A 22,228-nucleotide genomic window follows, 5' to 3' on the forward strand; every position below is an offset into this window, starting at 1 on the left:
TTGGGCGTTTGCGGCAAGCCGGGCAGGCCAATGGCGACTGGCGTTGCCGCGCCCAGCGTGGTGGCGGGCGCCATGGCGGCGATGTGGCTGGCATACAAAATGTAGGTGCCGGCGCTGGCCGCCCGCGATCCGGACGGACTCACATAGGTCGCCACCGGCACGGGCGAGGCCAGAATGGCGCGGATGATCTGGCGCATCGAGGTGTCCAGACCGCCCGGTGTGTCGAGCTCAATCACCACCAGCGGTGCGCCCGTTTGTTGGGCGCGCTCAAGGCCGCGAATGATGTAGTCGGCGCTGGCCGGGCCGATGGCGTCGTGCACCGTGAGCACCGGCACCGGCGTAGCCTGGGTGGCAACGGCAGTCCAGCACAGCGCCAGCGCAAGCAGCCAGCCGCGCAGCGCGCTGTTGGCACAGCGCTGGCCGGGTTTGGCAAGATTTGGCTCGGGGTTTGCCTGCATCACAGCTCCAGAAAAATCAATCAGCACAGGCATGCAGCCTAGCGCGCAGGCGGTTGGGGCACTTGATAAATATCATTTCAACGAGTTGGGGCAGGCCTGGCGCTGCCTGGGACTGGCTGGCAGTGCAATTGGTTGTTCAAGCTGCGGCAGGGGGCGGTCTGATCGCGCCAAGTTTGTTGCCATTTTGAAATAAGCCACGAACACACCCTGATTTTCCATATACTTCAGTTAATGTATATCCAAGAAGGACAGTCAAGATGCAAGTCGCAAAATGGGGCAACAGTCTGGCGGTGCGCTTGCCAGTGGCGTTGGTGCAGGAGCTCGGCATATCCGACGGCGATGAGTTGCAATTGCTCCCGGCGCCCCAGGCACCCGAAGGGAAGGCATGCGTTGTGGTCTGTCGCTTGCCCAGCAAAATTGAACGCTTGCAGGCCATGCGCCGATTTCGGGCACCTTTTCCGCCAGGCTTTTCATTTGACCGTGATGAGGCCAACGCAAGGTGAAGGCCTTCATTGATACCAACGTCCTGATCTACTGGGTTGACGCCGGGCCGCGCGCTGACGTGGTGGAGCAGTTGCTGGCGAATGACTGCGTGATCAGCGTGCAAGTACTCAATGAGTTTGCCAATGTGCTTGGCAAAAAGCGCGCCATGGCACTGGCCGATATTCAGGAGCTCAGCAACACCCTGATTGACATCTGTGAGGTGGTCGATCTGAGTGTTCACACCCACCAGACAGCCTTGGCGCTGATGGCCAGCTACAAGCTGTCGCTCTATGACGCCAACATCGTGGCCGCCGCTGGTTTGAGCACTTGCACGGTGCTCTACAGCGAAGACATGCAGGATGGTATGAACGTCAAAATGCCGCTGTCAAAACACAAAAAGGTGGTGTCGATCCGCAATCCATTCCGTCTGGCCTGACGCGCCGTGGGTCAAGAGGCTTCGGGATGGCAGCTGCTGGACGAGGCGATGGCACCCTGACGCTTATTGGTCAAGCACCGGGTGGCGCTGCGACCAGGCAAGCGTCGCGGCCCAAGTGGCCGGCGTGCAGCAGGTCGTCCACGTCATAGGCGGCATCGGTCTTGAGCTCGGCCAGCCAGCCTTTTTTGCCCCAGATGGGGGTCTCGTACATGCCGATGGTCATCACGTCAAACTGACCGCCCTTGGTGGCAATGTCGGTGGTCACGCGCTGGCGCAGCACGCCTTCTTCAAGCGTGACCCATTTGAGTTTGATGTCAGGGTTGGCGGCCTCAAAGGTCTTGCTGTGTTTTTGCATCTCGATCATGTGGCCACTCCCATCACCACCCGCACCAGCCCACTGAGCACCAGCGCCACGCCCACCGACAGTAGCACCGAGAAACCCGCCTGGGCTCGCCCGAGCGTGCGGTTCATGATGGCAAAGGTCGAGATGCACGGCACATAAAAGGTGATGAACACCAGCAGCGTGAGGATCTGCGCCGGCACCAGCAAGGTGTCGATGTCCTGCGTGCCCAGCGCCTGAAAAATCATCAGCAGCGAGAGTTCCTTGCGCAGCACGCCAAACAGCAGCGGCAGGCCCAGCACCAGCGGCAAGCCGAGCCACCAGCCCGTCAGTGGTGTCAGCAAGGTGTTGATGACACCGTCTGCGCCAAAGTGGCCCAGTAGCGCCAGCACCACGCTGCCGCCCACCAGCAGTGGCGTGACGATGGTGAGCACGTCGCTGGAGCGCGCCCAGGTTTCGCGCAGCATGGCGCGCCAGTCGGGCAGCGTGTAGGGCGGAATCTCTGGCACCTGGCCCGGGCCGACGTCTTGCTGTCGGCGCGACAGCAGCCAGCCCATCACCGCAATGAGCAGCAGCGTCAGCGCGTAAATGCCGATCACGCCGAGAACGCCAAGGTACTTGCCGGCCACCGCCAGAATGATGGCCGAGCGCGCCGAGCACGGCACAAAGGTAATCAGCACCGAGGCAATCAGGCGTTCGCGCCCGGTGCTGCTGCGCGCCACAGCTGAAATGGCCGGCACATTGCAGCCCAGCCCCAGCAAGAACGGCACGGCCACACCACCGTGCAGGCCGATCTTGTGAAAACCCCGGTCCACCACAAAGGCAATGCGGTGCATCAGGCCAATCTCTTCAAGCGCAATCAGCAGCAGCAACAGCGGCAGCATATAGGGCACCACAATGCCGATCAGGCCGATGAAGCCGTCCAACACGGCGCGCGCGACCACGCCTGCGGTGGACTGCGGCTGCCAGCCGCTGGCGGCTTCGATGATGCGCACGGTGGTCTGGCTGTCGATCCAGCCGCTGACCTCGAACACCACAAACAGCACGCCGGCAAACACCACCAGACTGGCCAGCAGGCCCCATTGCCGGTGCAGCATGAAGGCATCGAGCCAATAGCGCCAACTGCGCGTCGATGCCAGCGGCCCGGGACGCAGCGCGGCCTCGAAAATGGTGGCGGCGCGGTGATGCCGGTCGGCGTGGATTTCTTCAGCCAGCGGGCGCGGCAGACCCCGCCCGGCTTGCTCGCGCAGGGCCCTTAAAGACGGCAGCAACGTGGCAAAGTGCTCCTGCAATTCGTGCTCAAAATAGCTGTGCCCGCAGGCGAACAAGGTCAGCAGAAGCTGCTGCGGCACGCGAAACGCGGTGTAAATCTCCGGCTGGTTCAGTGCCACGCCGAGTGGCACCAGGCTGTTGGCGATGTGCGGGCTCAGCGCTTGCGGCAGCGGGCAACTGGCCTGCCGCGCCGTGGCCACCGCCGTTTTGAAAAGCTCGGCAATGCCTTGCCCCATCAAGGCGGATATGGGCACCACCGGCATGCCCAGCAACTTGGCCAGCGAGCGGGTGTTGACGTGCAAGCCCTTGCGGTGTACGGCGTCCATCTGGTTGAGCGCCAGCACCACGGGGCGCCCGAGCAGGCTCAGTTCCAGCGCGAGCTCCAGGTCGCTTTGCAGGTTGCCGGCATCGGCCACCTGGATGATCAGGTCGGGCGGCTCGAACGGTGCCGGCGCCGCGCCGTGCTCATGCGCGGTGACCGGCGGGCGGTCATTGCCCCACAGCAGGTATTTGAGCGTGGCGAGGTCATCGTCGTGCAAATGGTGCAGTGACGCCAGGCTGGGCAGCTCGATCACGCTGGCTTCGTCAAGGCCGATCTGCACCGTGCATTCGCGGTACAGACGGTGCGTGTCGGTGAGCTCACCCGTTTGCGGCGCGGTGCTCGCCACCGCGTTGAACAAGGTGCTTTTGCCCGCGCCCGGCAAGCCCACCAGTGCAATGCGCAAGCGCCGCGTACCGCGCAGCAGCGGCGTGTGTAGCGCGATGCGCTGCTCGGTCACGCGGGTGAACGCAGCGTTCAGGGCTTGACCACCGGCCAACCGCGGCGATTCCATTCGCTCATGCCGCCCTGCACGAAGCGCACGTTAGGGTAGCCGCGTTGGCGCAAGGCGGCCAGGGTCGCGCTGGAGCGGTTCTGCGTGTTGCAGATCAGCAGCACCGGCTTGTCGGTGGCTGTGGGGATTTCTGAAAGGCGCGCGCCGAGTTGGCGCATGGGCAGCAATTGCGCGCCTTTGGCCACGCCCGTGGCATGCTCGTTGGGCTCACGGATGTCGATCAGGATGGCGCGCCCCGTCTCGAATTCGGCGCGGGCGAAATCCAGCGTCACCGAATCGGTCCGGGCCGCGTGCAAGCCGGCGGCGCTCACGCTCAAGGCAAGGCCAAGCAGGGCCAGTGAGACGCTGCGCCGTGTTGGCATGAATTTTTGGTTTTTATGGGTCATATGCAAAATGGATTGATGGGTCGGCATGGTTATCATTATTCCACTATGCCAATAACCCATTTGCTCTACCTGCACGGTTTTCGCTCTTCACCAGCCTCCAACAAGGCGCGCCTGATGGCCGCTGCGGTGGCCAGTCGCCACCCGGGCGTGACCTGGTTGTGTCCGGCGCTGGCGGCGTCGCCCAAGCAGGCGATGGACGAGGTGCTGCAGGCGATTGCCCACTGGCCCAAAGACAGCATGGCTGTGATGGGCTCGTCGCTGGGCGGGTTTTACGCCACCTGGCTGGCCGAGCGCCTGGGCTGCAAGGCGGTGTTGCTCAACCCGGCCGTGCACCCGGCGCGCGACTTGGCGGCCTACATTGGCAAAAACGAGATGTGGCACGACCCGGCGCAAAGTTTCATGTTCGACCCGGCCTTTGTCGATGAGCTGCTGGCGCAGGAAATTGCCCACATCAGCCGCCCCGAGCGCTACTATGCCGTGATCGCCCGCGGTGACGAGGTGCTCGACTGGCGCGAGATGAGCGGCCATTACCCCGGCGCCGCCATCAAGCTGCTGCCCGCTGGCGACCACGCCTTGAGCGACTTTGACCAGCATCTCGATGACATATTGAAATTTTTGGCGCTGGCCTGAATGCCGGCGGGCAGCTCAGTCTTCGACCACGCGCAGCGACCAGGGTGTCTTTTGCCAGGCCACGCATTGCTCGTTGAGCAAATAGGCCGATTGCGGAAATGCGCGGGCCCAGTCGCTGTCGAAACTCAACACGAATTGACGGGCGTTTTTGCTGTCCTGGCGCAGGCCGATGCCGGCCAGCTCCGGGTCGCGGCGGGCGTGGCACAGGGCAACGGCCAGGCGCAGCACCAGCAGTTGCTGGACGAACAAGCGGTCTTCAAAGTCGGCGGCCACCAGCTTGCGCAATTTGCCGCGGTGGCCCAGCACCAGCAGGCCGAGTTTTTGCAGTTCGGTGAGCGCAAAGCCCATGGTGTCGGAGTTTTCCAGAATGTAGGCGCCGTGCTTGTGGTAGTCGCTGTGCGACACGTGGCTGCCGATTTCATGCAGTTGGGCCGCCCAGGTCAGCTTGCGGCGCACGCGCTCGTCCACCTCACCTTGGGCGAGTTGCTGGAACAGCGCGTTGGCGACCCGGCCCACGCGCTGGCCGTGGATGGGGTCGGCGCCAAACTTGGCGGCCAGCCGCGCCACCGAATGGTCGCGCAAATCGGCGTATTGCTGGCTGGCGCCAAGCATGTCCTGCAACAGCCCGTGGCGCAGGCCGCCAGTGGCTTGCTCCAGGCGCTCGATGCCGAGTAATTCGAACAAGGCGCGCAGCACGCTCAAGCCGCCGCCGATGATGGGCTTGCGGTCGTCGCGCATGCCGGCCAAGTGCAGTTTGTCAATGCTTTGGGCGGCCAGCAGTTTGCCCTGCAACCAGTCCAGACCTTCGCGTGTGACTGAGCCGGCAGGCCAGCCGGCGGCCACCAGCACATCGCCCACGGCATTGATGGTGCCGGCCGAGCCGTAGGCCACATCCCACTGGTCGGGGGCGTAGAGGCTTAGCGCTTCGTCGAGCACCGCCTTGGCGGCGATTTCGGCCATTTGAAAGGCGCGCTTGGTGAATTGGCTGTCGGCAAAATAACGCATCGACCAGGCGATGCTGCCAACGCGGTAAGACTCCATCTGCAACGGTTCTCGGCCCGTACCCAGAATGATCTCGGTGGAGCGCCCGCCAATGTCGATCACCAGGCGACGCTCCTGCGTGCGCGGCAGCGCCTGTGCCACACCCTGGTAGATCAGGCGGGCTTCTTCGCGCCCCGATATGACGTCGATCGGGAACCCCAGATTTTGCATGCCGGTGGCCAGAAAGGCATCTCGGTTGCGCGCTTCGCGCAGGGTTTGGGTGGCCACGGCGCGCACCTCGGATTCGTCAAATCCGGCCAGCCGTTCACCAAAACGCGCCAGGCAGTCCCAGCCGCGCTGCATGGCCTGGTCGGTCAGGTTGCGGTTGTCATCCAGGCCGTTGCCTTGGCGCACGGTTTCCTTGAGGTATTCACTGCGGTAGAACTGGCCGTGTTCGATGCGGCCAATTTCCAGCCGGAAGCTGTTGGAGCCCAGGTCAACAGCCGCCAGGCGCTTTGGTTTTTGCATGGTCAAAGGTTCAATAGCATCAGAGCTGCCAGCATAGCATCAGAAACACCGGACAGCGGTTCAGTCTCAGGCTCGCAGGGCTCGCAGAAGCGGGCGTTTTTTGGCTTGATGCCCGCCCGTGCGTTGCAGGTCGCGTCTGAAAAGGAATGGCCAACTGCCCATCGGGCCAACTTTTGTCATGGTTTTGACACCTCGAAAGCGTATGCTTGAACCTTCTACATTGATTGCATGCCATGAAGTCACCTACTCGTCATGCTGCGCCGCAGGAGCTTGAGCTAAAGTTGTGCCTGCCTGGTGCCGACCCGTCAGACTTGGCCAGGCGGCTGGCCGGTACGCCGGCGCTGGCGCGGCGCAAGTGGGTGCAGCAGTCTTTGTTCAACATCTATTTCGACACACCCGAGCAGGTTTTGCGCCAGAAAGGGGTTGCCTTGCGCTTGCGCCGCGTCGGCAGCGCGGCCGACACGCAGTGGCTGCAGACCTTGAAAACCAGCACGGATGAGCTGTCGGCGCTGAGCCAGCGTGGCGAATGGGAAAGTGCGGTGGCCGGCCCGGCGCTCGAGCTGGCCGCGCTGGCGCACACCGCCTGGACCGGTATCGACCCCGATGGCCGTCTGTTTGCCGCGCTGGCGCCGTGCTTTGTCACCCGTTTCGAGCGCACCCTTTGGCTGGTGCGTCGGCGCGATGGCAGCGCGGTGGAAGTGGCGCTGGACATCGGCCATATCGAAGCCGACGGCAAACAGACCCCTATTTGCGAGCTTGAGCTTGAATTGAAGGGCGGCGAGCCCGCTGCAGTGTTCGACCTGGCGCGGCAGCTGGCCCGGCACGTGGCGGTGTTGCCGGCCAACCTGAGCAAAGCCGAGCGCGGTTTTTTGCTGGCGCAAGATGCGCTTGAGCGGCCGCAGCGCGCCCGGATTCCCCAACTTGTTCTGCCGCTGAGCCGACCCGAGCTGGCGCAGCGCCTGCTGCGCGAGATGTTTGCCCAGTTCAGTCAAAACCTCGATGCCCTGCGCACCTCAGACGACCCCGAGGTGGTGCATCAGGCACGCGTGGGCTGGCGCCGCTTGCGCTCGGGGCTGCGGCTTTTCAGCAAGACTCTGGCCAATACCGGTGCGCCCGAACGGCTGGCACTGCAGCCGTTACTGGATGCCTTGGGCGCGCAGCGCAACCTGGACGTGGCCGTGACTGAGACACTGCCGACCCTGTCCAACGCCTATGCCGCGGGCGACGCCGGTCGCTCGCAAGCCTGGCAGGACATGCAGTCTGCCCTGATGCAAGCTGCCGCGCTGCAACGTCAGCGTGTGCGCGCGGCCATGCAGGCACCCGCCGTGGGCTTGTGTTTGCTGGCGTTCACCCAATGGCTGGAACAGTTGTCCGGCCGGGGCAACACCCGGCCCGTCAAAAAAACGGCGCTGCAGCGCTGGGCCCGGCGGCGCGTTGCGCGGCTGCAGCAGTGTTTGGCGCTGGCCCAAAAAAATGCCACCACGCCAGAGCAGCAACACCGCGTGCGCATTCTGGCCAAACGGCTGCGCTACGGGGTCGAGGCGCTGCGCGCGCTGTTGCCCAAGGCCCTGGCTGATGCGTGCAGCGCGCAAGCCACCCAACTGCAGGACACGCTGGGTTTTTCGCGCGACGTGGCGCAGGCCAGTGCGCTGGTGGCCGAGCACGGCCTGCATCCCGACATCCAGGCCTTCCTGCAGGGCGTTGTGGCCGGGTACACACTGTCAAAGGCAGTGATCGAATAAAGCGGGCAGGGTCATGAAGCGTTCACCATGGCGGCTGCTCGGCATCAGTCTGCGCCTGGGGCATTTGACGCTGCACATTGCCTGCGCCTTTGCCGTGGCCGGGGTGTATCCGGCGCTGCGCGTGCCTGTGCAACAGCGCTTTATGCGCTGGTGGTCGCGCAGCCTGCTCACGCTGCTCAAGGTGCAGCATCACGTCAGTGGTCAGCCGGAGGGCGCGCTGGCACCTGCTTGTCTGCTGGTGGCCAACCATGTGTCCTGGCTCGACATCTTTGCGGTTAATGCGCTCACGCCGACGCGCTTTGTTGCCAAGTCAGAGGTCAGTGGCTGGCCGGTGCTGGGTTGGCTCGTGCAGCGTGCCGGCACCCTGTTTATTCGGCGCGCGGTGCGCAGCGACACGGTGCACGTCAACGCGCGCATGGCTGGCTTGTTGCAGCAGGGCAGCGTGGTGGGGCTGTTTGCGCAAGGGACATCGTCGGTGCCCGGGCAGGCTGTGCAATTCCATGCGCCTCTGCTGCAAAGTGCCGTGGCCGCAGGCGCCCGCGTGCAGCCCATCGCCATTTTTTACCACGACAAGCAGGGTCGTTGCCACGAGGCGGCGGCATTTGTGGATGACACCAGCTTCGTCGAATCGCTGTGGCGAATTGTCAGCAACCCCGGCATTCAGGTCACCGTGAGCTACCTGCCGCCGATTGATGCCTGCGGCCTTGACAGGCGTGCCCTGGCCATGCTGACCCAGTGCGCCGTGAATGCCGCGTTGGCCCGGCACCTGCAGGCGGGGTGAGCCGATGGCGCGGGCCTGTTGCATGGCACCGCGTCATCAAATTGCCTTGAAATTGCCACAGCCACGTCATCTTGCGCAGTCACCATTGGGCCATCCAACCAAAGGAGAGCCCCATGAGAGAACTGCCCAATCCAACTTTTGCCCTGTCCCCGCTGTCCCTGCCCAGGGGCTTGCAGCAGCGCCCCGTGGTCTATTTCAAGGCCCCCAGCCCGCAGCCGCTGCCGCAGCCTGAGCGCAGCGCGTTGGTGGTGTCGTGGGCCAGGCATCAGGATGAAGTGCGCCAGGTGCAGCGCCTGCGCTATGCGGTGTTTGCCAAGGAAATGGGCGCCCGCCTGAATACGCCCCTGCCGGGCCACGATATCGATCTGTTCGACAACTATTGCGAGCATTTGCTGGTGCGCGATGAAGCCACCCGCGAAGTGGTCGGCACCTACCGCTTGCTCACGCCCGCTCAGGCCAAGCGCGTGGGCAGCACCTACAGCGATCTCGAATTCGACCTGACCCGCCTGCGCGGTCTGCGCGACCGCATGGTGGAGCTGGGGCGCAGTTGTGTGCATGAGGACTATCGCCATGGCGGTGTGATCATGGCGCTGTGGGGCGCGCTGGCTGAATTCATGCAACGCAACAAACTCGACACCATGATCGGCTGCGCCAGCATTCCCATGCTGCACAACGGCGTGATCAGCGGCGATGTGGCCGCCAGCATCTGGCAGCAACTCAAGACCACGCATTTGGCACCCATTGAACACCGGGTGCGTGCGCGCCTGCCGCTGCCGGTGGAACAGCTTGACAGCAGCCTGGCGGTGGAACCGCCCGCGCTGATCAAGGGCTATTTGCGTCTGGGCGCCAAAGTTTTGGGCGCACCAGCCTGGGACCCCGAGTTCAACACGGCAGATTTGCCCATGCTGATGCGCATTGACGATTTGCCCGCGCGCTATCGCAAGCACTTTCTGGGTCAGTAAGGCCGATGGACGGCACCCGGCCAGCAGGGTGTCAGCGCAACTCGGGTGATTGCACCGAGACCACCACGGTTTGCAGCAGGGCATCGCGCTGGCGGCTTCGCAGCCACCAGACGGCGCCTTTTTTGACCGGGCACTCGGTGTCGTTGAGCCCGATCAAGTGGGCAATGGTTTGCCCCAGGGTGGGTTGGTGGCCGACCACCAGCACGCAGCCCCTGGCGTCTGGCCATTGCACCAATTCCAGCAACTGGGCCACGCTGCCTTCGGACCCCAGTTCTTCCTTGATTTTGAACTTTCGGCCCAAGGCGTTGGCAGTTTGTTCTGCGCGGCGTGCCGGGCTGACATAAACGCGGGTGTTGTCGGGCAGCTGGCGGTCAAGCCAGCCGGCCATGCGCGCTGCCTGCTTTTCGCCGCGCGCCGTCAGGCGCCGGGCCAAGTCGTCACAGCCATGCGTCCATTCCTGCGCCTCGGCGTGGCGCCACAAAATCAGGTCCATGTCGCGAATATAGCCATGAAATATGACAGCGATAAGACAGGGCAGGGTGGCACGGCAAACCGCGCCGGCATGGTTCAGGCGCTCATCTGCCGGTCGGCCTGCAGCGCTGCTGCGCGTCCGCGCTGCAGGTTCACCGGCAGCAGCAGCAACAGGCCCAGCACAAACAGCACCGAGGTGCTCAAGATGGCGCTGCGCTGGTCGCCACCGGTGGCCCAGGTGATGAGGCCGTAGCTCAAGGGCCCGAGGATGCTGGCCAGCCGGATGGCAAAGCTCCAGAGGCCATAAAACTCGGCCACCTGGCGCTGCGGCGCAAACAGGCCGGCCATGGCGCGCCCGGCCGACTGGCTGCTGCCCACGCACAGGCCGGCGATCACGGCGGCGTACCAGAAGTCGGCCTTGCTGCCCGACCGCGCGGCGATGACGCAGGTGGCAATCCAGCCCAGCAGCGTGATGGCCAGCGCAATCTTGTGGCCGATGCGGTCTTGCAGGTAGCCCCAGGCAAAGGCGCCTGCGGCGGCCGCAATGTTGAGCACAAAAATCAGCACCATGGTTTCTTGCTGCTTGAAGCCGATGACCTGCTCGGCATAGATGGCCGCCAGCGCAATCGCCACCGCCACGCCGGCCTGGTAACTCACGGCGCAGGCCAGCAGCCACATGAAGTCCTTGAACTGCCTGGCCTGCGCAAAGGTGCGGTGCAGCTGCTGCATGGCGGCCCTGAAGCCACCTTGGCCGAGTGCTGCCGGGTTGGGCTGCGCCCGCTCCTTGAGCAGGGCAAAGGTGACCAGCGCGGCTGAGCCGTACAGCGCTGCCGTGATCAACATGGTGACCGGCACAAACTGCGCCGCGCTCTGGCCCCGGCCTTGCGCCCACATCACATAGGCCAGGCACAGCCCGAGCGCCAGCATGCCGCCAAAGTAGCCAAAGCTCCAGCCCCAGCCGCTGACCTTGCCCAGCGACTCGGTGCGCGCCAGTTCGGGCAGAAACGCCGCTGTCATTGACTCGCCCCAGGCGTAAAAAGTGTTGGACACCACGATCAGCAGCAGCGCCAGCGCCACGCTACCGGGGCCAACCAAGGCGAGCGCCGCCGTGGCCAGCACACAGCCCGCCGTGAACACCATCAGCAGGCGTTTCTTGGCCGCGCGCAGGTCGGCATAGGCGCCCAAGCTGGGCATGGTCAGCATGACGATGGCGTTGGACAAGCTCAGTGCTGCGGTCCAGGCCAGCGTGGCCCAGGGCGCGCCGTCTGCTACGCCGCCGACAAAATAGGCGGCAAAGACGGCGGTGATGACCACCGTGGTGTAGCCCGAGTTGGCGAAGTCGTACATGGCCCAGCCAAAGACCTCGCGCTTGTGCACGCCGGGTTGCAGCGCGTTTTGGGGAAAAAGAGTCATGAAATCGCCACCAGCCAGGCCTTCAATTCGGCAAACACCTTTTCTCTGACCGGCGCTTGCGACAGCACCAGGTCGTGCATGCCGTCTTCGATGGCCACCAGCTTGACCTGTGGCCCCAGGCCGGGTGCCAGGCGCTGCATGTCGGCCACATCGAGCACCACGTCGGTGACCATGGCTTCAGGCGACCACTGCCGGGGCCAGCTGCTGCGCTGCGCGTGCATCAGCAGCACCGGGCAGCCAATCGACAGCCCGCGGGCGACCTCGGCATGGGCGCGGTGAATCGCGCGAAACCAGCCCGCATAAACGGGGAAGCCCGCAATGGGTTTCCAAAGCAGGTTGTAGCGCCATTCACCATGGTGATCGGCGTGCAGGCTCTCGCCGTACACCGTTGTGGACACAGGAATGACCAGGCTCGGCCACCAGGCCCCCAGGGCCGCCAGCATCGGCTCCAAAAAGCGTTCCTGCCACGGCGGGCGGTTCATGTCGAGAAAAGGGCTGTTCAGAAACAGCGCATTCACCGCTGCGCGCCGGGCACCCCGGTGCGCGTACAGGGCCGTCACCAGCCCGCCGGTGGAATGGCCGTTGAGCAGCAGCCAGTCAATGCGCTCGCTGGTTTTGAGGACGTGAATGGCAGCATCGACATCGTCGAGGTAGTCGTCGATGCTGTGGGTGAAGTTGGGCAATTGGCGCTCGCGCATGGCCCGGCCGTGGCGGCGCAGGTCGATCGCATAAAAATGCAGCCCGGCCTGGTTGTAAAAGTCGGCCAGATGGGTCTGAAAGAAATAATCCACAAAGCCGTGTACGTACAAAACCGCTTTGGCATCTGCATGGTTGCAGCGTCTGCGTACCAGCACAGCATCGGCCGGACCATCAGAAGCGGTGCGGCCAATCAGGGTGGTTTGTTCAAAGCCAGACAGTACATCAGGCGTCCAGCTTGTCGGTTGCATAGGTGTCCCGGAAAAAATGCCAAGACGGGCATGTTAACAAGGCGAGGAATTGCCCAGGCGTGCGAGCAAACGCCGGGCAAGGGCGATGCTGTCGCGGGCAGCACGCGTGGCGAGGTTTCACTAAATCTTCATAACAAGCTTAGCCGCCGCTATGGGGCCGACGATGTGTTGTGCACGCAGGTTGGCGCTGCGCTGGAATCATGCCGGAAATTTGATGAACCCGCGAGAGTAAAAAAGCACGATTGGTCGGTGCCCTACACGCAGACTATCGCGGCTCATCGCCTTGCTTGCGTGCGTCAAGATCACAGATGGGATGGGCGCGACCCAGGTTGAATCAAGCGGCAGCAGGTGGCTGCGGCACATGCTTCAAGTAGCCTTTTACAGGCAGGTCATTTTCATGGATGTGATGGTCCATCCAGTCGGAGATCAGCTGGACTAAAACCGCTTTGTCCAAGTGGTTGCGCGAGACATCAGACAACAGATTGGTTAAATGGTTTCGCGCGCTCAGGTGTACCGCTTTGTGTTCTGCCAAAGTAGGGCAGCCATTGGCTTCGAGGATTTTTTCTTCCAGGGCGTCGTGTACTCGCGTTAGTTTGACGATGTCCTCCAGCACCCCATGAATTTGCACATTGGTGGGGGCCTTTGTCTCTAGCAGGCGCATCAGGTCACGACCCAGTTCAAGCAGGGTGATGTGTTGCTCGTCCAGCTTGGCATTGCCCACGCTCAGCCTGGATGACCATTGCGGGATGGGTTGACCAGGAGGCGGTTTTGGATGGTGTTTGGGGTGCATGGCATTTATCAAAAGCTTGCTGCTCGGTTCAGATGTGCTGGGCCACTGTGCAGCTCGATTGTCGCAAAAAAGCAGGCGAGATGCCCCAATGTCCATGCACCAAGCGAACTGCGCTCTCGAGGCGCGCCCCGGTTGTGCAAGGTGATGGAGGTGTCTTGCGAATTGTCAAACTCGGATTTCTGCAGGCGGAGAAACTTGAATTCGCCATAGCAGTTTTTTTGACCCTTGACCAGGAGTCCAATCATGTTTCGAGATCGCCTTGATGCAGCCCACCAGCTGGCCGACCGGCTCAGGAGTTACCGGGGCAAGCATGCGCTGATTCTGGCAATTCCGCGCGGCGCGGTGCCCATGGCCAAAGTCATCGCCGACGCGCTGGGTGGTGAACTCGACGTGGTGCTGGTGCGCAAGCTGCGCGCGCCGCAGCAGCCCGAGTTGGCCATTGGCTCGGTCGATGAAAGCGGCTGGACTTATCTGGCTGATTACGCCAGAGCCTATGGCGCCAGCGCCGACTACATCGAGGCCGAGAAGCGCGAGCAACTGGCGACCCTTCGCCAGCGCCGTGCCCAGTGCACGCCGATCAGGCCGCCCATCAGCCCGGCGGGTCGCATTGTGATCGTGATTGACGACGGCTTGGCCACTGGTGCCACCATGATCTCGGCGCTGCATGGCCTGCGCGCCATGAAACCCGCCAAACTGATTTGCGCCGTGCCCGTGGCGCCGCCTGATACGCTGGCCAAAGTGGCTGACTTGGCCGATGAGGTGGTGTGCCTTGAAGCGCCTGACTTCTTTCAGGCCGTGGGCCAGTTCTACCGTTATTTTCCGCAGGTGGATGATGACGAAGTGATCGAGATATTGCGGCACGCCTGACTGGCGCTGTCAGCCCTTTGCCGGGGAGCCGGTCTTGACCGGCGCAAGCGCCTTGATGGCTGCCAAAAACTGGTCGTCCGGCATGGCTGCCAGGGTCTTGATACCGACGCGGATCAAGTCACTTTTTTTGGCTGATGTTCCCAGCGCATTGCTGCGCAACTTGAGTACATCAAGCATGAGGTATTCCAGCTTCGGAATGGAAAAGCTGTCGCGCACCAATTTGACTTTTTTGGGTTTGAGCAGTTTGCTGGGTGCTGGTTTTGCGGGCGCTGCCAACGCTGTTTTGACAGCCGGGTTGGCCTTGGGCAGCGGCATGGGCAATTTACTGCTCATGGAAACGCGTTTGACGGGTGCTCTGACAGCGCGTGGTATCACCTTTTTTGCGGCCACAGGGAGTACCTCGGTGGGCGTGGCCTTGCACGTCTCGGGGTGCGCGACAGCTTTATTTTGCGGGCGGGGTGTCATGCTTTTGTTCATCGACTCAAACCGTCAATAGATTTCAGGTACCAGAATTTCATTTGGCACAGGTAAGCGCACATAGTCATCATTGCGCTCACGCGGAGGCAGCATGATGGGCGGGTGCTCAACTTCCTGGTAGTCGAACTGGCTCAACAAATGGTGGATGCAGTTGAGCCGGGCTTTTTTCTTGTCGTCGGCCTGTACCACCCACCAGGGGGATTCGGCGGTGTGAGTGCGCTCAAACATCACTTCCTTGGCCTTGGTGTATTCCTCCCAGCGGCGACGCGACTCCATGTCCATCGGACTGAGTTTCCATTGCTTGAGGGGGTCATGAATACGCCCCAAAAACCTGATTTGCTGCTCCTCATCAGAAACTGAAAACCAGTACTTGACAAGTTTGATGCCGGAGCGCAGCAACATTTTTTCGAACTCGGGCACCGAGCGGAAAAATTCTTCGTATTGCTCGTCCGAGCAAAAGCCCATGACACGCTCCACGCCCGCCCGGTTGTACCAGCTGCGGTCGAACAAAACCATTTCCCCGGCGCCGGGCAGGTGCGCCACATAACGCTGAAAGTACCACTGGGTTTGCTCGCGCGCATTCGGGGCCGGCAAGGCCGCTACCCGGCACACCCGCGGATTCAGGCGCTGCGTGATGCGCTTGATGGTGCCGCCCTTGCCAGCGGCATCACGCCCCTCGAACAGAATCACGATTTTCTGGCCGGTCTTGACGGTCCAGTCCTGTAGCTTGACCAGTTCGGACTGGAGCCGGAACAGTTCGCGGAAATATAGCTTTCTGCTGTTTCTGTACTGCTCGGACTCGATGTCCGTTTCACGCCCGGCAGCGGCATCAAGGTTGCGGTCTTCAAGCTCGAGTTCGAACTCTTCGTCGTTGCTGTCGGCGAGGTCGCGGCGGATGCGTTGAATGAGCCTGATCTCATTGAGATCCAAATCCGGATGCGAGGATGGTTTTTGGTGTTGACTTGACACTGCTTTGCTGGTTTATTTGGAGACTGGTAGAGGGGAATCCTGCGGAATCTGGCCCAAGGCCTGCACCATGGTGCTGGAGTCGAGCAGGCGCAGTTTGCTGGCGTAATGACGGTCGAGCCGCCACTCGTTGAGGATTTCCAATGCCAACTCGAAGCGCTTGTCGTCGAGCTTGTAAAGCTGTGCCACTGAAATGCTTGACTCGCTCTCGAGCGCGAGCACCAGTGCAGCAATGATTTGCACGGCGGGATCGCCCGGGTTGGTTTCAATCAGTTTGCGGGCTTTTTTGATGGCGAGCATATATATTTCCAATCAAATCATTTTTTCCCTAGGATAGCCGATGCACGCCTTAATTTTGATGACAAGTTAGTGACAGCATCACGAATGCGGGTTTGTTGTCGAGTCTTTCAAAATAGCGCCTGCTTTGTCACGGTTCTGACATATTTCGGTCGTAAATTACACATCGTCGAACCAGATCTGGTTCAACAACTGATCGATTCAACGAAAGGATTCCTCATGAATAAAAGTATTTTCAAGACCGTCTTGGCGACCACCATCGTGTCTTTCTTCGGTGTGGCAACGCTGACCAGCACTGCCGTTGCGCAGAGCATTACGGGGGCAGGTGCTTCTTTTCCCGCGCCAATTTACGCCAAGTGGGCGGCTCAATACAACAAGCAAACCGGCATCAGAGTGAACTACCAGTCGGTTGGTTCCGGCGCCGGCATCAAGCAAATTGACTCCAAAACGGTTGATTTCGGTGCCTCGGACATGCCCCTGACGGACGAAGTGCTCAAAGCCAAGGGCCAGTTCCAGTTCCCCACTGTGATTGGCGGTACCGTGCCGGTGATCAACGTCAAAGGCATCGCTCCGGGCCAGATGAAGCTCGACGGCCAGGTGCTGGGTGACATTTACCTGGGCAAGATCACCAGGTGGAATGATGCAGCCATCAAGGCGCTGAACCCCACCCTGGCGTTGCCGGATGCAGACATTGCACCGGTGCGCCGCGCGGATGGTTCGGGTACCACCTTCAACTTCACCAATTACCTGAGCCGCGTTCATCCCGAATGGAAAGCCAAGGTGGGTCAGGGTACGGCAGTCAACTGGCCGGTGGGCGCTGGGGGCAAGGGCAACGAAGGCGTGGCAGCATTTGTCAACCGTTTGCCCAACTCGATTGGCTACGTTGAGTATTCCTACGTCAAGCAAAACAAGATGACCTACACCTTGATGAAGAACAAGGACGGGGCTTTTGTGTCGCCGAGTGAAGAGGCCTTCAAGGCGGCTGCGGCCGGAGCTGACTGGAACAAGTCGTTTTACCAGTTGATCACCGACCAGCCCGGCAAGGACACTTGGCCCATCTCCACTGCCACGTTCATTTTGATGCACTTGCAGCAAGACAAGCCGGCCCAGGCCACCGAGACCTTCAAGTTCTTTACCTGGGCGTTCAAGAGCGGCGACAAGTTGGCCTCTGATCTGGACTACGTGGCTTTGCCCGACAGCGTGGTGGCCACCGTTGAAAAAGCCTGGGGTCTGGTCAAAGACAGTTCAGGCAAACCTGTGGCACTGAAGTAAGCGGCTTCGCGAGGGGGCAGTTTGATCTTAAGGAGCACTTTTCATGTCCACTACACTTCCGACCAGTGAAATGTCAGTAAATTCACCTCATCCATCTGCCGGACGTGCCATGACTCAAGTTTCTTCTGTTAAGCAGACTCCCTCGCGCCCCTGGGCCGACCGTATTTTTGCCTGGCTGGCCAAAGGTGCGGCGTTTGTCACCTTGGGTTTGTTGATTGCCATTTTGGTTTCCTTGACGATGGGAGCCTGGCCAGCCATTGAAAAATACGGTTTGGGTTTTCTGACCAATGCTACCTGGGACCCTGTGCAAGAGGAGTTTGGTGGTCTGGTCATGATCTACGGCACCCTGATGTCTTCCTTTATTGCCTTGCTGATCGCGGTGCCGGTCAGTTTTGGCATCGCCATTTTTTTAACCGAGTTGTCTCCGGCCTGGCTCAAGCGGCCTTTGGGTACTGCCATTGAATTGCTGGCGGCAATTCCGTCGATTGTTTATGGCATGTGGGGCCTGCTGGTGTTCGGGCCGATTCTGGCTACCTACGTGCAGCAGCCGCTGCAAGCCCTTTTCAAGGGCGTGCCTTACATGGAAGCGCTTTTCTCGGGGCCGCCGGTGGGTATCGGTCTGCTGTCGGCTGGCATTATTCTGGCCATCATGATCATTCCTTTCATTGCCGCCGTGATGCGTGATGTGTTCGAAGTGACGCCCACCTTGCTCAAGGAGTCGGCCTATGGTCTGGGCGCCACCACCTGGGAGGTGGTGTCCACGGTGGTGTTGCCTTATACCAAGGCCGGTGTGATTGGCGGCATCATGTTGGGGCTGGGGCGGGCCATTGGCGAGACCATGGCCGTTACCTTCGTGATTGGCAACTTCAACCAACTCGATTCGCTGAGCCTGTTTCAGGCCGCCAATAGCATTACTTCTGCATTGGCCAACGAGTTTGCCGAGGCCGGCGAGGGTTTGCATCAGGCCGCTTTGATGTACCTTGGTCTGGTCTTGTTTTTTATTACCTTCGTGGTGTTGACGCTGTCAAAGCTGCTACTGAGTCAGCTCAAGAAGGGTGAAGGAACCAAAACATGAGTGCAACCAAGCCGCCACACAACCCGGCAGCATTGCTTCAGGTGCGTCAGCAGCGTTTCAGGTCGCGCAAGCGGATCAACCAGATATCCTTGTTTTTGTCATTGCTGGCCATGGCATTTGGCCTGTTTTGGCTGTTCTGGATATTGTTTGATACCGTCACCCTTGGCGTTGTTGGCCTGAGCATGTCGGTATTTACAGAAATGACGCCTGCGCCCAATGATGTGGGTGGTTTGGCCAATGCCATTTATGGCTCGTTTCTGATGGTTTGTCTGGCCACCTTTGTTGGCACGCCCGTGGGTGTGATGGCGGGCATTTTCCTGGCCGAATTTGAGCCCAAAAGCGGCTTGGCTTCGGTGACCCGGTTTGTCAATGACATCTTGCTGTCAGCTCCGTCAATTGTGATTGGCTTGTTTGTTTACGCGGTCATCGTGAGTCAGTTCAAGACCTTCTCGGGTTATGCGGGCATTGCCGCCCTGACGCTGATCGTGATTCCGGTGGTGATCCGTACCACCGAAAACATGTTGCAACTGGTGCCGCCCGGCCTGCGTGAGGCTGCTTACGCATTGGGTGCGCCCAAGTGGAAGGTAATTTTGAGCATCACCATGCGCTCGGCACGCGCCGGTGTGGTGACCGGCATCCTGTTGGCGGTGGCCCGCATTGCCGGCGAGACCGCACCGTTGCTGTTCACGGCCTTGAGCAATCAGTTCTGGACCTCCAATTTGGGCGAGCCCATTGCCAGCTTGCCAGTGACTATCTTTAAATTTGCCATGAGTCCTTACGAGAACTGGCAACAACTGGCTTGGGTCGGGGTGTTTTTGATCACGATGGCGGTGTTGGCCCTCAACATACTGGCCCGGGTACTGACCCGAACCAAACTGTGATGACCCTCCATTCAATTTAAAAGATTGTTAAAAATGACTGCAACCACCATTGAACAAAAAACAAAACCGAAACTGACGGTCAACAAGCTCGACTTTTTTTACGGAAAATTTCATGCGCTCAAGGACATCAACCTCGAGATTCCTGAAAAAAAGGTTACCGCCTTCATCGGACCATCGGGTTGTGGCAAGTCCACTTTGCTGCGTGTTTTTAACCGCATGTTCGAGCTGTACCCGGAGCAACGTGCCGAGGGCGAAGTGCTTCTCGATGGTGAGAACCTGTTGACCAGCAAGCAGGATGTGGCGTTGTTGCGTGCCAAGGTCGGCATGGTGTTCCAGAAGCCCACGCCCTTTCCGATGTCCATCTTTGACAACATTGCTTTCGGCGTGAAATTGTTCGAATCCCTCAATTCGAGTGACCTGGAAGAGCGGGTTGAGTGGGCCCTGCGCAAGGCGGCCTTGTGGACCGAGGTCAAGGACAAGCTGCATCAAAGTGGCTCCAGCCTGTCTGGCGGACAACAGCAACGTCTGTGCATTGCCCGTGGCATTGCGATCAAGCCGGAGGTGTTGTTGCTCGATGAACCCTGTTCCGCACTTGACCCCATTTCAACGGCCAAAATCGAGGAGCTGATCATTGAGCTCAAGACTGATTACACGGTGGTGATCGTGACCCACAACATGCAGCAGGCGGCCCGTTGCAGTGATTTCACAGCGTACATGTACTTGGGTGACTTGATCGAGTTCGGCGCCACAGAACAAATTTTCTTCAAACCCAACAGACAAGAGACTGAAGACTACATTACAGGACGTTTTGGTTAAGCAACAAGGACATTGCCATGAGTGAAAAACATTTATCAAGCCAATTCGACAGCGAACTTGGTGCCGTGTCCACCCGCGTCATGGAGTTGGGTGGGCTGGTCGAGTCCCAGATTCGCCAGGCTATTTATGCCTTGTCGCAGTTCAGCGTCGAGGTGGCAGACCAGGTCACGGAGACCGAAACCCGGGTCAATGCCATGGAAGTCGATATTGACCGTGAACTCTCCAGCATCATTGCCAGGCGCCAGCCCACGGCACGCGATTTGCGCTTGCTGATTGCCATCTCCAAAGCCACCGCCAACCTCGAGCGGGTGGGCGATGAAGCCGCAAAAATTGCCCGCATGGTGCGCTCCATCATCCAGAGCGGCGCGCCGCGCTCGCTGCCGTCGCTCGAATTGCGCGTGGCTTCTGACATGGCCTCTACCTTGCTGCGCAAGGCGCTGGATGCCTTTGCCCGGCTCGACACCACGGCCGCACTGGCAATTCTGAAAGACGACGACCTGATCGACAAGGAGTTTGACGGCTTTGTGCGCAAACTGGTCACCTACATGATGGAAGACCCGCGCATGATTTCGCCGAGCCTGGACTTGTTGTTTCTGGCCAAGGCCATCGAGCGCATCGGCGACCATGCCAAGAACATTGCCGAGCTCATCATCTACATTGTCAAAGGGGCTGACATTCGCCATACACCCATGGCGGAAATCGAGTCGGTGGTGAAATGAGACGTTTACCCGGTGTGCTGATCGTTGAAGATGAGCCTGCCATCGCCGAGCTTATTTCGGTCAATTTGCGGCACAACGGTTTTCGGCCGATTTGGGCCATGGACAGCGAGACGGCGCAGGTGGAGCTGGACAACTCGCTGCCCGATGTGATTTTGCTCGACTGGATGCTGCCCGGTGAAAGCGGGCTGGCATTGGCCAAACGCTGGCGCGCCCACCCCCGCACCAAGGCGGTGCCGATCATCATGCTTACCGCGCGTGGCGATGAGGTGGACCGCGTAGCCGGTCTCGATGCCGGCGCCGACGATTACATTGCCAAACCGTTTTCCACCAAGGAGCTGCTGGCGCGCATGCGTGCCGTGTTGCGTCGGCGCGCACCCGAGCAGGATGCCGGTCTGGTGAGCATTGGTGACTTGCGTCTTGATGCGGCCACCTACCGCGTTACTTGCCGGGGGCAGTTGCTCAAATTGGGGCCTACCGAGTTCAAATTGTTGCATTACCTGATGACCCATGCCGAACGCGTACACAGCCGCTCGCAGTTGCTCGACAAGGTCTGGGGCGACCACGTTTTCATCGAGGAACGGACGGTTGATGTGCACGTCAAGCGACTACGTGAGGCGCTGGGAGAAGCCGGCCAGATGGTGGAAACGGTGCGTGGTGCCGGTTATCGGTTAACAGCGCAGGCCGTGCTGGCAAAACCGGCCTGAACCGAACGCTTGCATGTTCGGCCGTTTCATTCTTTTCTTGGGGTATCTGGCGGCAGGGGCTTTGCTTGGCCTATGGCTTGATGGCTATTGGCCCGAAAGTCATGCTATTGCGATCGGCCTGGTGCTTGCCTCGGTCATCTGGATGTTGCTCGACAGCGCTCGCGCCAGCCAGTTTTCAGATTGGCTGCGCCTGGACAGCGCTACTGATGGCGGCCCCAAATCCGGCGTTTGGGGCGAATTTTCAGACCGCGTGCGGCGCATGTTGCGTGAGCGGGAGCGCAAGACACGGGACAGCCAGGCGCGCCTGCAGGATTTTCTGTCCGCCTTGCAGGCCTCGCCCAACGGTGTCATGTTGCTCGATGGCGAGGCGCGCATCGAGTGGTGCAACCAGACTGCGGCCGCGCATTTTGGGCTCGATCCCCAGCGCGACCTGATGCAGACCATCGGCAACTTGGTGCGCGATCCTGGTTTTGCCGGCTATCTGGCAGCGCGTAATTTTGAGACCAGCCTGACCATGCCGGGACGCGACAGCACGCCATCAAGGCCGGTCACGCTGTCGGTGCAGCTTCACCGGTATGGCGACGGGCGCAAGTTGCTGTTGTCGCGGGACATCACGGCGCTGGAGCAGGCCGAGGCGATGCGGCGCGATTTTGTGGCCAACGTGTCGCATGAAATTCGCACGCCCCTGACGGTGCTGGCGG

Annotated in this window: 24 protein-coding genes and 2 pseudogenes; 14 read left to right on the forward strand and 12 right to left on the reverse strand. The window is 60.8% G+C overall.

All coding sequences use genetic code 11. The annotated features are described in order from the left end of the window. Positions 1–458: pseudogene (locus IBX54_RS05085) on the reverse strand (nodulation protein NfeD); the annotation flags it as partial. Positions 459–715: 257 nt separating this feature from the next. Between IBX54_RS05085 and IBX54_RS15235 the strand changes: the two are divergent. Both IBX54_RS15235 and IBX54_RS05090 read left to right on the forward strand, forming a co-directional pair. Beyond that, positions 716–961 (forward strand): AbrB/MazE/SpoVT family DNA-binding domain-containing protein, encoded by a 246-nt coding sequence (locus IBX54_RS15235; protein WP_367141813.1) that lies wholly within the window; start codon positions 716–718, stop codon positions 959–961. Further along, positions 958–1,377: a PIN domain-containing protein gene (locus IBX54_RS05090; RefSeq protein WP_296541582.1), complete on the forward strand. Its 420-nt coding sequence runs from the start codon at positions 958–960 to the stop codon at positions 1,375–1,377. Before IBX54_RS15235 ends, IBX54_RS05090 begins: the two co-directional genes overlap by 4 nt. A gap of 127 nt (positions 1,378–1,504) precedes the next feature. On the opposite strand, the pseudogene IBX54_RS05095 reads toward IBX54_RS05090, so the two are convergent. From IBX54_RS05095 to IBX54_RS05105, 3 genes and pseudogenes are all read right to left on the reverse strand, one after another. Next, positions 1,505–1,741, reverse strand: a pseudogene (locus IBX54_RS05095) (extracellular solute-binding protein); the annotation flags it as partial. Then, positions 1,738–3,822, reverse strand: coding sequence for a ferrous iron transporter B (locus tag IBX54_RS05100; protein WP_296541583.1), 2,085 nt, complete (start codon positions 3,820–3,822; stop codon positions 1,738–1,740). The pseudogene IBX54_RS05095 and the gene IBX54_RS05100, both read right to left, overlap by 4 nt. Next, positions 3,786–4,235 carry a rhodanese-like domain-containing protein gene (locus IBX54_RS05105; protein WP_296541584.1) on the reverse strand — a complete coding sequence of 150 codons (450 nt, stop codon included), beginning with the start codon at positions 4,233–4,235 and terminating at the stop codon, positions 3,786–3,788. Before IBX54_RS05105 ends, IBX54_RS05100 begins: the two co-directional genes overlap by 37 nt. A gap of 18 nt (positions 4,236–4,253) precedes the next feature. On the opposite strand from IBX54_RS05105, the gene IBX54_RS05110 reads away from it, so the two are divergent. Beyond that, the gene (locus IBX54_RS05110) at positions 4,254–4,838 is read left to right on the forward strand and encodes a YqiA/YcfP family alpha/beta fold hydrolase (RefSeq protein ID WP_296541585.1); all 585 of its coding nucleotides are present in this window, start codon (positions 4,254–4,256) and stop codon (positions 4,836–4,838) included. 15 nt (positions 4,839–4,853) lie between these two features. Here the strand turns inward: IBX54_RS05110 and IBX54_RS05115 are convergent, their stop codons facing one another. Continuing rightward, positions 4,854–6,347, reverse strand: a complete 1,494-nt coding sequence (locus tag IBX54_RS05115) for a Ppx/GppA phosphatase family protein (protein ID WP_296541586.1) — start codon at positions 6,345–6,347, stop codon at positions 4,854–4,856. A 233-nt stretch (positions 6,348–6,580) separates the two neighbouring features. Here IBX54_RS05115 and IBX54_RS05120 point away from each other — a divergent pair, with 233 nt between their 5' ends. The 3 genes from IBX54_RS05120 to IBX54_RS05130 all read left to right on the forward strand — a co-directional run bounded on the left by IBX54_RS05120 (position 6,581) and on the right by IBX54_RS05130 (position 9,832). Beyond that, positions 6,581–8,089, forward strand: a complete 1,509-nt coding sequence (locus IBX54_RS05120; protein ID WP_296541587.1) for a CYTH and CHAD domain-containing protein — start codon at positions 6,581–6,583, stop codon at positions 8,087–8,089. A 13-nt stretch (positions 8,090–8,102) separates the two neighbouring features. Beyond that, complete coding sequence (locus IBX54_RS05125; RefSeq protein WP_296541588.1) at positions 8,103–8,870, forward strand: 1-acyl-sn-glycerol-3-phosphate acyltransferase; 768 nt, start codon at positions 8,103–8,105, stop codon at positions 8,868–8,870. A 113-nt stretch (positions 8,871–8,983) separates the two neighbouring features. Then, positions 8,984–9,832 (forward strand): GNAT family N-acyltransferase, encoded by an 849-nt coding sequence (locus IBX54_RS05130; protein WP_296541589.1) that lies wholly within the window; start codon positions 8,984–8,986, stop codon positions 9,830–9,832. 31 nt (positions 9,833–9,863) lie between these two features. Here the strand turns inward: IBX54_RS05130 and sixA are convergent, their stop codons facing one another. The 4 genes from sixA to IBX54_RS05150 all read right to left on the reverse strand — a co-directional run bounded on the left by sixA (position 9,864) and on the right by IBX54_RS05150 (position 13,453). Further along, positions 9,864–10,325 carry a phosphohistidine phosphatase SixA gene (gene sixA / locus IBX54_RS05135; RefSeq protein WP_296541590.1) on the reverse strand — a complete coding sequence of 154 codons (462 nt, stop codon included), beginning with the start codon at positions 10,323–10,325 and terminating at the stop codon, positions 9,864–9,866. Between the two features lie 74 nt (positions 10,326–10,399). Beyond that, positions 10,400–11,716 (reverse strand): MFS transporter, encoded by a 1,317-nt coding sequence (locus IBX54_RS05140; RefSeq protein ID WP_296541591.1) that lies wholly within the window; start codon positions 11,714–11,716, stop codon positions 10,400–10,402. Then, the gene (locus IBX54_RS05145; RefSeq protein WP_296541592.1) at positions 11,713–12,663 is read right to left on the reverse strand and encodes an alpha/beta hydrolase; all 951 of its coding nucleotides are present in this window, start codon (positions 12,661–12,663) and stop codon (positions 11,713–11,715) included. Before IBX54_RS05145 ends, IBX54_RS05140 begins: the two co-directional genes overlap by 4 nt. A 334-nt stretch (positions 12,664–12,997) precedes the next feature. Next, a complete protein-coding gene (locus tag IBX54_RS05150; RefSeq protein ID WP_296541593.1) occupies positions 12,998–13,453 on the reverse strand; it encodes a hemerythrin domain-containing protein in 456 nt (151 codons plus the stop codon). Positions 13,454–13,696: 243 nt separating this feature from the next. Between IBX54_RS05150 and IBX54_RS05155 the strand changes: the two genes are divergently transcribed. Further along, a complete protein-coding gene (locus tag IBX54_RS05155; protein WP_296541594.1) occupies positions 13,697–14,320 on the forward strand; it encodes a phosphoribosyltransferase in 624 nt (207 codons plus the stop codon). Positions 14,321–14,329: 9 nt separating this feature from the next. Here the strand turns inward: IBX54_RS05155 and IBX54_RS05160 are convergent, their stop codons facing one another. The 3 genes from IBX54_RS05160 to IBX54_RS05170 all read right to left on the reverse strand — a co-directional run bounded on the left by IBX54_RS05160 (position 14,330) and on the right by IBX54_RS05170 (position 16,063). Next, positions 14,330–14,653 (reverse strand): hypothetical protein, encoded by a 324-nt coding sequence (locus IBX54_RS05160; protein WP_296541595.1) that lies wholly within the window; start codon positions 14,651–14,653, stop codon positions 14,330–14,332. Between the two features lie 156 nt (positions 14,654–14,809). After that, on the reverse strand, positions 14,810–15,727 hold the full coding sequence (ppk2, locus tag IBX54_RS05165) for a polyphosphate kinase 2 (protein WP_296541596.1): 918 nt from the start codon (positions 15,725–15,727) through the stop codon (positions 14,810–14,812). A gap of 51 nt (positions 15,728–15,778) precedes the next feature. After that, positions 15,779–16,063, reverse strand: coding sequence for a hypothetical protein (locus IBX54_RS05170; protein ID WP_296541597.1), 285 nt, complete (start codon positions 16,061–16,063; stop codon positions 15,779–15,781). A 216-nt stretch (positions 16,064–16,279) separates the two neighbouring features. Here IBX54_RS05170 and pstS point away from each other — a divergent pair, with 216 nt between their 5' ends. The 7 genes from pstS to IBX54_RS05205 form a co-directional block, all read left to right on the forward strand. Continuing rightward, positions 16,280–17,332, forward strand: coding sequence for a phosphate ABC transporter substrate-binding protein PstS (gene pstS / locus IBX54_RS05175; RefSeq protein WP_296541598.1), 1,053 nt, complete (start codon positions 16,280–16,282; stop codon positions 17,330–17,332). Positions 17,333–17,441: 109 nt separating this feature from the next. Beyond that, positions 17,442–18,407 (forward strand): phosphate ABC transporter permease subunit PstC, encoded by a 966-nt coding sequence (gene pstC, locus IBX54_RS05180; RefSeq protein WP_296541599.1) that lies wholly within the window; start codon positions 17,442–17,444, stop codon positions 18,405–18,407. After that, the gene (pstA, locus tag IBX54_RS05185; protein WP_296541600.1) at positions 18,404–19,288 is read left to right on the forward strand and encodes a phosphate ABC transporter permease PstA; all 885 of its coding nucleotides are present in this window, start codon (positions 18,404–18,406) and stop codon (positions 19,286–19,288) included. The genes pstC and pstA overlap by 4 nt, the downstream gene beginning before the upstream one ends. A gap of 33 nt (positions 19,289–19,321) precedes the next feature. Further along, complete coding sequence (pstB, locus tag IBX54_RS05190) at positions 19,322–20,104, forward strand: phosphate ABC transporter ATP-binding protein PstB (protein ID WP_296541601.1); 783 nt, start codon at positions 19,322–19,324, stop codon at positions 20,102–20,104. Between the two features lie 17 nt (positions 20,105–20,121). Beyond that, the gene (gene phoU, locus IBX54_RS05195; RefSeq protein ID WP_296541602.1) at positions 20,122–20,823 is read left to right on the forward strand and encodes a phosphate signaling complex protein PhoU; all 702 of its coding nucleotides are present in this window, start codon (positions 20,122–20,124) and stop codon (positions 20,821–20,823) included. Further along, positions 20,820–21,527 (forward strand): phosphate regulon transcriptional regulator PhoB, encoded by a 708-nt coding sequence (phoB, locus tag IBX54_RS05200; RefSeq protein ID WP_296541603.1) that lies wholly within the window; start codon positions 20,820–20,822, stop codon positions 21,525–21,527. The genes phoU and phoB overlap by 4 nt, the downstream gene beginning before the upstream one ends. 13 nt (positions 21,528–21,540) lie before the next feature. Beyond that, on the forward strand, positions 21,541–22,228 hold a 688-nt coding region (locus IBX54_RS05205), incomplete at its 3' end, for a phosphate regulon sensor protein PhoR (protein ID WP_296541604.1).

Origin of the sequence: Rhodoferax sp., assembly GCF_014859475.1 — a bacterium.
Taxonomy (GTDB): Bacteria; Pseudomonadota; Gammaproteobacteria; order Burkholderiales; family Burkholderiaceae_C; genus Rhodoferax.